We start from the raw sequence: 8,953 nt of genomic DNA, 5'->3' as shown, positions 1-8,953 counted from the left end.
ATGAGCGCGCGCAGCCGGGCGACGTGGGCGAACCGCAGCGCTTCCCAGGGCACGGCGGCGGGGTCGTCAGCCCCGAGCATCCGTGCGACCTCGGCGAGGCAGCCGGCCATCGTGCGGCGCGACTCGGCGCTGTCGAGCCCGCCGACGTACACGAGGTAGGGGTTGCGGTCGGCCGGGCGCGCGCCGGCGACGGCCGGGAGCGCGTGCTCCTGGCCGTCGTCGAGGCGGGCAAGCTCGGTCACTGGCCCTCGCTGTAGTGCTGGGCGCTGTCCGCGCCCATGCGCTCCAGGGTTCCGGTGTAGTACTGCACCCAGTTGATGCCAGTGCCGGGAAGGTCGTCACTGAGGATCTGCTGAAGCAGATCCTCGGCAACCACCCTGATCGTCGCCAGGCGGTCATATAGCTCCCTTTCGGAAGCACCGAGGGGGGACAGCGGCGTAGCCACGGCCGCGAGCGCGGTCACGAACCTCTCGATGTCCTCGGTCGCGTACGTGCGCGACTCGGCGCTGTCGGTCATGACGCGTCGATCTCCTTCGCGAGTTCGGCGAGCAGGCCCTCCAGCGGGGCGGCGTTGTGCCACTGCGGGCCGTCCGTGCTCGTCACCTTGGGCCGGGCGGCGATGTGCGCCTTGATCGCCGCCACGACGTCCACCACGGCGGCGAGGCTGGTCAGCGGCAGCGGCGCGCCGGTGTTGTCGATCCACCCCTGGCGCCAGTCCCAGACGATCGTGACGCCCTCGGTCCACGAGTCGTCGACGGGCGGGGTCTGCGGGTCGAACATCCAGTACATGCCGGGGCCGTCGTCCGCCTCCGAACTGAGCCACTCGTGCTGATCGGCGACGATGTCCTCGGCGTCAAGCGCGTCGGTGATCTGCCGGGCGTACGCGCCGACGTACTCGTCGATGCTCCGCCGCTCCACGAAGATGCCGATGCGGCGCCCGGCGCGGAGGTAGTGCAGCGCGTCCACCGCCGCCATCTCCTGGTCCTTGTCCGTCAGCTCCTCCCACGTGTCCAGGTGCGTGGCCTCGTGGGCGATCTGCTGGCGCGCGGCGGCGAGGCTGCGCGCGGCGGCGTACTCGGCGGCGTTGTCGAACGGGAACGTGACCGCGGGGCTCTCCTCGCGGCCGGCGTCCGCGGGGACGTGGGTGTCGTCGGGGATGTCGTAGCGCTCGTGCGCGTACCTGGCCAAGGGAGGCCCTCCTTCGGGCTGGGGGATGTTCTGCGGTCCACTCTAACCTTGATCAGCTTCCGGGAATATCCATTCTCGGAAGTCAGTAGCGAGGCGTCCGTCAGCGGGCGGCGCGTGGCCGGAAGGCTTGGGGAAGACGGACATGGGGCCCTGCCCCCCGGAGAGAAGGCAGGGCCCGTGGATCCAGCGCGACCTGTGGGGTGGGCTGCTGGATCGTTAGACGTCCGCCGGCCAGGCGGCAGGCAGGTGGACGTCGAGGAGGTGGTCATGGTGGGCCAGTTCGCGCGCCAGCGCATCCGGGGTCGGCGCCCGCAGGGTCGCGGTGATCCCGGCGTTGCGCATGGAGTCGGTCAGCACACGCCGGAGCTCGGCGGTCCACCCGTCATCGCCGCTGTGGTGGACGTCCCAGCGGGGGAAGGTGGCGCACAGTGCCGCGCGGTGAAGGAACGCGCGGTGATCCTGGGCGCTCACCCGCTCGACGAAGGCCCGCAACGTCTGTGTGGCCGTCGCGAGGATCTCGTCAGGTTGGGCGTCGCCGAGCGGTGTGGTCATGAGCCCACCAGCCGCATCGCGTACATGATGCGCGCGGCCGTGCCGGGCACGTCGTCGACCGGCCCGATCTCCGTGCCCCACAGCCAGCAGAAGCGCTCGGCCCGGCACTCGACCGAGTCGTTCAAGCCTCGGTCCAGCGGGTTGAGCACGTGGAGAAACGGCCGGGGGACCCCACCACCACGCCCGTGGTGCTGGGCGATCCACCCGAAGCGTTCCAGCTCGGCCCTGAGGGCGTCGAGCCTGGAGTCAATGACGGTCTCCATGATCAGGGGACGCTAGACCTGTCCGGCACGGCGGTTTTCACTGGAGTGAAATCCGGGGGAGTCAGTAGGGGATGCCCAGACGGGCGGCCATGCCGCGCAGTTCCCGCCCGCCGGCGTCCGCCTTGGCCTGCTCCATCAGGACGGCCACGGTCTCCCGAACGCGCGACAGGTTGCGGAAGCGCTGGGGGCCGACCCGCTCAGCGTTGAGCAGCCACGTGACCGCGCCATCGCGGGTCTTCTTCTCCCGGGCCAGGCCCCGGCCGACCTCGGTGAGGAAGTTCGCTTTCCTGGCCGGGTACGTGCCCAGACGGCTGCGATCGATCGTCTTGGCCAGATCCAGGACCTGGCGACCACCCTCGCCCATCTCGACGCCGACCTTGATCCGCCAGATCTTCACATTCGTCGAGCCGAAGGACTCCCAGTTGCGGTCGATGTCGTCAGGGACGTGCCGGGCCACCTCCGCGGCCTCGTCCAGCCAGGCGCGTGCAGCGTCCAACCTCAGGTTGGCGGCCTGAGCCATCGCCGCGTTGAGCATGAGCATCCCCAAGACCTGCAACGCCTCGGAGCTGGTGGCGTCAGGCTGGAGGCGCGCAACTTCGGCCTCCGCCTTGCGAGCCGCCCGGGTCCAGTCCCGACCGTCCGAGCGCGCGAACATGTACATGGCTCGGCCTCGGGCGACGGGATCGCCCAGGCGGTTGGCGGCATCCACGGCCTTGGCGGCGCCGACGTGGCCGAGGTCGGCGTACCCCAGAATGCGAGCCAGCCCAGAGGCGTGCACGGACGCCTCCACCAGAGTGTTCAGCGCCAGCTGCAGCGCGGCCTCGTCGGCCGGCGCCGCCACGTGGTAGTGCAACTCATCGATGAGGTCGGGCAGCAACTGGCCCTCGGTGACGTAGTCGTTCGAGCGCCAGGCGTGTTCCACGGGGCCGGCCAGCAGCTCGGCCAGCTCGGCCACGGGCCGCGCCCGCTCCACCGCCGACTCGCCGAGCTCGGCCGAGGTGAGAGCCTGCCGCAGCGCCGAGACATGGCTGTGCGGCTCGGACTGCAGCGGGTCCGCCGACAGGTGAGGGCCACCGACCAAGTCGCTTTCCGAGACGCGCAGCGCGCCGGCGAGCCCGGCGATGTAGGACCGCCGGTCCAACGCCGACAGCCCACGCTCGATGTTGGACAGGTGACTGACGCTCATCCCTGCCAGGCCGGCGACTTGAGCCAAGGTCATCTTGCGCCATTTACGCAGGATCCTCAGCCGGGCGCCGATGGTCGTGGACTCGGTGTACTGCTGCATCAAGGGCCTCCTCCGCGCTTTCAGGCTACGGGCCGGACTTCCCGGCCGGTGCGTGACCAGCTACAAACGATGTGTGCAGCATCTGTACTGGGATCTCGGAGAAACCGGGGCCGGCGCCTGCTTCGAGGTGGACTGGCGTGGCTCGACCGCCCGGGTCTGCCTCATGGACAGCGAGGAATACCAGGCGTACCTCGATGAGGAGGCCTACCAGTACCACGGCGGCTTCTACGACTACAGCCCCATCACCCTGCAGGTGCCCTACGACGACTATTGGTACCTGATCGTCGACAGCTACGACCGGGTCAAGGGGGTCTCCGTCGACCAGCTCTTCGACGACTGACCGGACACCGACGGGACGCGGCGTTTATCGGGGTGCGCGCCGTTATAGGACGCCTTGGAGACAGCGGCGGTCGCCAGTGAGCGCGAAGCGCCGGTGCGCCAGGACGCCGTCCAGGTTCAGACCGATCTCCTCGGCGAACATCGCCAGCGGTACGGCGGCGTCCGACAGGTAGCCGGGGGCGATCTCCAAGCACATCAGCCCGATCTCGGCGGCACCCGCATACAGTTCCTCGATCAACCTGCGCCCCTCACGAACGTGGGAGGGCTCACCCGGCGCGGCCGGTGGCAGCGGTGGCGGGGCAGGAGGCACGGCACGCACCTCGGCCACGGCCCGGCGGAGCAGTTCGGCGACGTCGTCCCCCGTCAGCTCGCCGGCAGCGCGGGCCTGGTCGATGAGGCGGGCCAGCACGGCCGCGACCTGGTCCACCCGGTCGCGGACATCGCGCAACGCTCGCCCGGACAGGCCCAGAGTGTCTCCCGCGGGAGACAGGCCGCCCATGGCGGTAGCCACCTCCAGCAGCTTCCCAGCGGTGGCGGCGATGTCGATCAGCCGGTACGCCTGGGCCCGGCTTAGACCGAATTCGGCGGCGGCATACTCCGCCCACGAGGCGTAGCCCAGGGGGCGCCAGATCTGGCCCTCGTGGGCCCGGCGGACCCGCTCAGCCAGCACAGCCCCGGCCTGCCGCACGGCGGCGATGGCTCCGCGGATCTGCGCGGTCAGCGCACGGGCCTGATCGACGTCCAGCGCGGAGCCTGCCCGATCCGGCTCCTCCTGCGGGTGCCGCTCCATACAACCGGTCATCCCCACCCATCACGAACGCATTCGGCACAGGTTCCTCGACTGTCAGCGGTCCTCTAATTGAGCCGCCATCCAACGGCGTTTGAGCCTCGTGGCCGTCGCCCCTGTTTCGCAGATACCTTGGTCCATCCCCGTGATCGTGGGCGGTTCGTCAGCGGCCGGGAGTCAGCTTTTCAGCAGCTTTTGTCAGCGTCCCGCGCGTGCGCCTGGCGGTCGAGGTGCGGCGCTCAGTGGCGTGGCTTCAGCCGGTCGATACCGCCGGGGTAGGCGTTGCCGAGCGCGACGACGACGTCCAGCACCGCCCCGTACAGCCTGCCGAACTCCCAGTGCCGATCGGCGAGCTGCCCGCCGGCTTCCAGCGCGCGGGCGAGCTCGGCGAGCTGCTTGCGCCACTCCTCCGCCGTCGAGGGCAGGCGCGGGGCGGCGGCCTCCTGCTGCTGTTGCGGGGCCTGGGGTTGTGGTGCGGGGGCGGGTTGAGGTCGCAGGGTTGAGCGGAGCGCGCGCTGCCCGCGGGCCCGGCGCGCCACGTTGATGAACTCCGCCGCGGCCTCCTCCATCGCCTCGCGCATGGCGAAGAGGGTGTCGGCCAGCTCGCCGGAGTCGATGCCGTGCGCGGTCCGCAGGCGCGCCAGGTCGGCTTGCATGCCGAACAACTCGACGCACGCTCCGCGGGCATCGGCGGGCAGTTCGTCGCGCGCGGCCGCCAGCGCGGCGGCGCTCACGTACCCGGCCAGCGTCTGCCGGTACCGGGTGGCGGCCTTGTCCAGCTCGCCGTGCTCGGCGTCGGACAGGCGCAGGTTGACCCGCTTGACGCGCTGTCCCTGGCCGCGCTGACGGGTCCGCCGGCTGCGTGCCGGTGGCGGTTGCTCGGCGTCGGTCACGTGCGCCTCCCTGCGTTTGGGGAACCCAACGCACTATCTTGCTCCGCCGATAAGGCAGGCGTGCAGAGGGTGCTCGTGAGCAGGGCGTACGGCATCGCGGACATGAAAAAACCCCGGCGCTATGGCCGGGGTTGCCCGAGTATCGGTGACGATACCTTAGCACTGTGAGTTGATCTTGGGTCTTGATCGTCTTTCGATAAGGGGCCACTTAACTCCTATCTTGCTGCTTCGACTCTTCAAGATCCACTTATCGTTGCTGGTTGTTCCTGTCGGTTCGCTTTCCAGTTCTGTGATGCCGTGATCTTTACGAAGTAAATGAGCCATCCTGCCAGGGTCCTCGCCCGGCGTCGGCCAGGCGAGGACCTGCAACGTCGACACCGGCTTTACTTCGTCCGCCGGCCTTTTCCGTTGACCGGCATCGACCGGCGTAGGTCCCGGTCGTACGCAGTCCGAGAGTGGTCGTCCTCCTGGCCCCAGCCCGGGGTCTGGTACGCCTTGGCAGCCTCGTGAACGAGACGGCTCTGGGCCTGCCGGTAGGACGGGTCGGGCTTCTGTGACATGGTGGGCTTCCCTGCTATGGGGGCCCCGGGCGTGCGTTCTTGGTCGGATGAACGCCTGGGGCTTTGTCGTGTCGGGGCGGACGCCCCGGGCACCCGCCCGGCACACGGCCAGGCGGGACCCGCAACGTCGGCACCGTCACGCGGCGCTCTCGGTGTGTAGTTCGGCCTCGGCGAGGGCCTCCAGGGAGGCGATCCACTCCTCAGCCAGCGCGGCCTCGTGGTGGGCCTGGGCGATGACCTCGATCAGGCGGTGGCGCAGCTCGTCCAGGACGCTCTGCACGCGAGGCAGCAGGGCTTGCACGCCGAACTCCGGGCAGGTGCGGGCCAGCGCGACCAGCTCGGCGGCGTCGGCCTCGGGAAGGCGCCCCAGCAGCGCGCCGATCGCCTCCGCCTCGGTGACGCTCTCGGCGTCGGCTGCGGGAGTACTGGTGTCCGGCTCGGCGATGGTGGTGGTCATTCAGGTCACCTCGAACAGCGGGTCCATGCCGGCGGTCAGCCGGGCGAAGCGGGTACGGGCGGCGTTGGCGATGTGAATGGCCAGGTCATAGGACAGATGGCACCTTTGGCACATGGCCTTGAGGTTGGCGTCGGCGCAGTTTTCCGGGGTGTGGTCCAGGTGGGCGGTGGTGAGCGCCACCCGCGAGCCGGTGACCGGGTGCGGTTCGCCGTGAACGGCGGGGCAGGGCTGGCCGTGGTGGCGGCCGCACTCACCGGCGCACTCGCAGGACCCGCCGGCGCGCTCGAACCGGATGCGGTTGCTGATCTCGGGCCAGTTGGCCGGGTAGCGGATCTTGTTCTCGGGCCGGATGGGCATCAGGCGCTCACCTCCCAGCCGTGGCAGTCCTGGCAGGCGCCGTAGCGTCGGGGCAGGCAGTAGGGCTGTTCGATGCTGCAGTCGGGGCAGATGCGGCGGGCGCGCAGCGCCTTGCCGATCGCCTCCAGCTGGGCCTCGCTGGGTTCGCGCTTGGGCTTGGCCAGCTCCCGGTCGTACAGGTAGGCGACCGCGATGCCGCGCGGCACGCCCCGGGCGCCGCTGGTGCGCCGGGTGCGCCACATGATCTGCGCGCACACCTGCTGCCCGCCCGGCCGCAACCCATCGGCCGCCAACTGACGCTTGGTGGCCAGGTTGTCGGGGGCCATCCGCCACGGGTAGGTGGGCACGCCGCCGAACCGGGACCCGTCAGGGTCCCAGAACGGCATCGGCGCCCGCGCCCGGCTCACCGTCTGCCCTCGGTGACCGCGGCTGCCGGGCCGCTCATGACAGCGCTCCCAGCGGCAGCGCGGCCACCAGGACCACGAGCGCGGCCAGCAGCAGGTCCACCGCGTGGCGCAACCGGCGGTACTTGGCCTGGGCCAGGACCGACAGCTGCAGCAGTTCGTCGGCCAGGCGCTGGGTGGTGCCGTGGTCATTGCCGCGCAGCGCGTCGATCAGGCCGTCGGTGCTGCCCGCGACAGCGTGGCGAGCGAAGCCGTAGCCCATGGCGCCGGGCGCGGGCAGGGCGGGCCGGATGACGCCCCACAGCAGGGTGACCGCGGCCGCCAGCAGCAGCGTGCCGCCGATCACGACGGCCACGGTGGAGGGCAGCGGCAGGTGGCCGACGCTGACGGCGGCCGCCAGGATCGCGACCATGGTCCCGGCCCACCCGATCAGCGCGGTGGCTTTGACGTCGACGCGGGCCAGCTCGACGCGCACCGCGTCGCTCTCGCGCTGCAGCACGGCGGGCGCGCCGGGGAAGGTGGAGGTCGTCATGCCCGCACCTGCCTGGCCACGTCGGCGTACAGGACGATCTGCACGGCCAGCACCGCTACCGCCGCCAGCTCGGCGAGCGAGACGGCCAGCACGGCAGGGGTGTGCGGGCCGGCGGCCCACACCACGACCAGCGCGACCAGCGGCGGCACGCAGAAGGTGGTCAGGTTCACGCCGAGCTGCAGCACCTTGCGCGAGAACCAACGCCGGTCGCCGCGGCCCTCGCTCTCCCACTCGAACATCGGGATGTCGGTGCCGTCGTCGACCAGCGCGTGCAGGCGCGGCCCCAGCCGGTCGCGTACGTACCGGCCGATCAGGGTGATCATGTGATCGTTGTGCAGGTGCGTCCAGCCGAGCACGATCCCGGTCAGCGGCAGCACCAGCAGCAGTTCCAACCGATTGGCTGTGGCGGTGACGGCGGCGATCGCCGCCGCCGCGGTGAGCACGGCGTACAGCAACTGGTCCCGGAACCCGATGCGCGACCGTTGTTCGGCCTTGAGGGCGTCGTACTCGCTCAGCAGCACCGTGACGGCCCGCTCTTCCAGGCCGGATGCCTGGGCGGCGGTCGAGGCGAGGGCGGTGGTCGAGGTCTGGCCGTTCATCGGCCCAGCCCTTTCGGCGTCCGGCCGATGATGGCGTCCATCTGGGCCAGGCCCTCGTGCATCGCGGCCAGGCCCTCATCGACCAGGCCCACCAGGTGGTCGGCTTCGGCCAGGACCACGGCCAGGCGCTGCTTGTCGAGGGGCGGGGCGCCGAGTGTGCGCTCTCGTTCGAGCACGGTCATGATGGGATCTGCCTCTCTGATCTGGAGATTGGTGGGGTGTGCGGGCGCGCCCGCCGTGGCCGGTCTTGGCGGAAAGACCACGGTGATGCGCGCCCGTTTGGCTGTTCAGTCCCGGGTGGCCAGCAGGGCGTAGGCCAGGCCGGTCAGCGCGCACAGCACGAGCGCGTCGCCGCCGGTCAGGGCGTCGTCGGCCTCGATCAGGTCCCTGGCGTCCTTCAGGTGACGGTGCCCCAGCAGGTCCGGGTCGGGGTGCAGCGTGTACAGGATGGCCAGCAGGGTGTGGGCGACGGCCGCGTCCTGGTGGTGGGCCTGGCCGTGCTGGACGTGGTGGCGCAGCTGCTCACTGGCGGCCGCCAGGCGCTCGCCGCCGCGTCGGTCGCCCAGCAGCGCGCCGCTCGTGCCGAGCACGGCGTTGATGACGGCGCGGTCGACCGGGTAGCTCAGCAGGTCGTCCTCCTGGCGGACGCGCTCGGCGGTCGCGGCCAGGAAGCGCCGGGCCTCATGAAGGGCGCCGGGGCGCTGGATGGTCGTGGTGGTCATGGGGATTTGCCTTTC

At 70.7% G+C, this 8,953-nt stretch carries 16 protein-coding genes and 1 pseudogene; 1 reads left to right on the top strand and 16 read right to left on the bottom strand.

Features of this window, described 5'->3' with window-relative positions:
- From AB0F17_RS64965 to AB0F17_RS64940, 6 genes and pseudogenes are all read right to left on the bottom strand, one after another.
- Positions 1-242, bottom strand: a pseudogene (locus tag AB0F17_RS64965) (hypothetical protein); the annotation flags it as partial.
- Positions 239-517, bottom strand: a complete 279-nt coding sequence (locus tag AB0F17_RS64960) for a hypothetical protein (RefSeq protein ID WP_358047214.1) — start codon at positions 515-517, stop codon at positions 239-241. The gene AB0F17_RS64960 and the pseudogene AB0F17_RS64965, both read right to left, overlap by 4 nt.
- Positions 514-1,188, bottom strand: coding sequence for a hypothetical protein (locus AB0F17_RS64955; protein WP_358047211.1), 675 nt, complete (start codon positions 1,186-1,188; stop codon positions 514-516). The genes AB0F17_RS64960 and AB0F17_RS64955 overlap by 4 nt, the downstream gene beginning before the upstream one ends.
- 216 nt (positions 1,189-1,404) lie before the next feature.
- Positions 1,405-1,740, bottom strand: coding sequence for a hypothetical protein (locus AB0F17_RS64950; RefSeq protein ID WP_358047208.1), 336 nt, complete (start codon positions 1,738-1,740; stop codon positions 1,405-1,407).
- Positions 1,737-2,003 (bottom strand): hypothetical protein, encoded by a 267-nt coding sequence (locus AB0F17_RS64945; protein WP_358047205.1) that lies wholly within the window; start codon positions 2,001-2,003, stop codon positions 1,737-1,739. Before AB0F17_RS64945 ends, AB0F17_RS64950 begins: the two co-directional genes overlap by 4 nt.
- Positions 2,004-2,064: 61 nt before the next feature.
- Positions 2,065-3,288, bottom strand: coding sequence for a helix-turn-helix transcriptional regulator (locus tag AB0F17_RS64940; protein ID WP_358047202.1), 1,224 nt, complete (start codon positions 3,286-3,288; stop codon positions 2,065-2,067).
- A gap of 73 nt (positions 3,289-3,361) precedes the next feature.
- On the opposite strand from AB0F17_RS64940, the gene AB0F17_RS64935 reads away from it, so the two are divergent.
- Positions 3,362-3,628, top strand: coding sequence for a DUF1883 domain-containing protein (locus tag AB0F17_RS64935; RefSeq protein ID WP_358047199.1), 267 nt, complete (start codon positions 3,362-3,364; stop codon positions 3,626-3,628).
- 42 nt (positions 3,629-3,670) lie between these two features.
- Here the strand turns inward: AB0F17_RS64935 and AB0F17_RS64930 are convergent, their stop codons facing one another.
- From AB0F17_RS64930 to AB0F17_RS64885, 10 genes are all read right to left on the bottom strand, one after another.
- Complete coding sequence (locus AB0F17_RS64930) at positions 3,671-4,417, bottom strand: hypothetical protein (protein WP_358047196.1); 747 nt, start codon at positions 4,415-4,417, stop codon at positions 3,671-3,673.
- A 236-nt stretch (positions 4,418-4,653) separates the two neighbouring features.
- Complete coding sequence (locus tag AB0F17_RS64925) at positions 4,654-5,307, bottom strand: hypothetical protein (RefSeq protein WP_358047193.1); 654 nt, start codon at positions 5,305-5,307, stop codon at positions 4,654-4,656.
- Between the two features lie 383 nt (positions 5,308-5,690).
- Positions 5,691-5,867 (bottom strand): hypothetical protein, encoded by a 177-nt coding sequence (locus AB0F17_RS64920; protein ID WP_358047190.1) that lies wholly within the window; start codon positions 5,865-5,867, stop codon positions 5,691-5,693.
- Positions 5,868-6,003: 136 nt separating this feature from the next.
- Positions 6,004-6,324 (bottom strand): hypothetical protein, encoded by a 321-nt coding sequence (locus AB0F17_RS64915; protein WP_358047187.1) that lies wholly within the window; start codon positions 6,322-6,324, stop codon positions 6,004-6,006.
- Positions 6,325-6,681 carry a hypothetical protein gene (locus AB0F17_RS64910; protein ID WP_358047184.1) on the bottom strand — a complete coding sequence of 119 codons (357 nt, stop codon included), beginning with the start codon at positions 6,679-6,681 and terminating at the stop codon, positions 6,325-6,327.
- Complete coding sequence (locus AB0F17_RS64905) at positions 6,681-7,088, bottom strand: RRQRL motif-containing zinc-binding protein (protein ID WP_358047182.1); 408 nt, start codon at positions 7,086-7,088, stop codon at positions 6,681-6,683. Before AB0F17_RS64905 ends, AB0F17_RS64910 begins: the two co-directional genes overlap by 1 nt.
- A gap of 34 nt (positions 7,089-7,122) precedes the next feature.
- Positions 7,123-7,617: a Pycsar system effector family protein gene (locus AB0F17_RS64900; RefSeq protein WP_358047179.1), complete on the bottom strand. Its 495-nt coding sequence runs from the start codon at positions 7,615-7,617 to the stop codon at positions 7,123-7,125.
- Complete coding sequence (locus AB0F17_RS64895) at positions 7,614-8,216, bottom strand: hypothetical protein (protein ID WP_358047176.1); 603 nt, start codon at positions 8,214-8,216, stop codon at positions 7,614-7,616. Before AB0F17_RS64895 ends, AB0F17_RS64900 begins: the two co-directional genes overlap by 4 nt.
- On the bottom strand, positions 8,213-8,398 hold the full coding sequence (locus AB0F17_RS64890; protein WP_358047173.1) for a hypothetical protein: 186 nt from the start codon (positions 8,396-8,398) through the stop codon (positions 8,213-8,215). Before AB0F17_RS64890 ends, AB0F17_RS64895 begins: the two co-directional genes overlap by 4 nt.
- A 105-nt stretch (positions 8,399-8,503) precedes the next feature.
- A complete protein-coding gene (locus AB0F17_RS64885) occupies positions 8,504-8,938 on the bottom strand; it encodes a hypothetical protein (RefSeq protein ID WP_358047170.1) in 435 nt (144 codons plus the stop codon).
- Positions 8,939-8,953: the final 15 nt, after the last annotated feature.

Origin of the sequence: Nonomuraea sp. NPDC026600, from assembly GCF_040638335.1 — a bacterium.
Taxonomy (GTDB): Bacteria; Actinomycetota; Actinomycetes; order Streptosporangiales; family Streptosporangiaceae; genus Nonomuraea.
The sequence above is the reverse complement of the archived record's forward strand: the minus strand, read 5'-3'. Positions and strand labels throughout refer to the sequence as shown.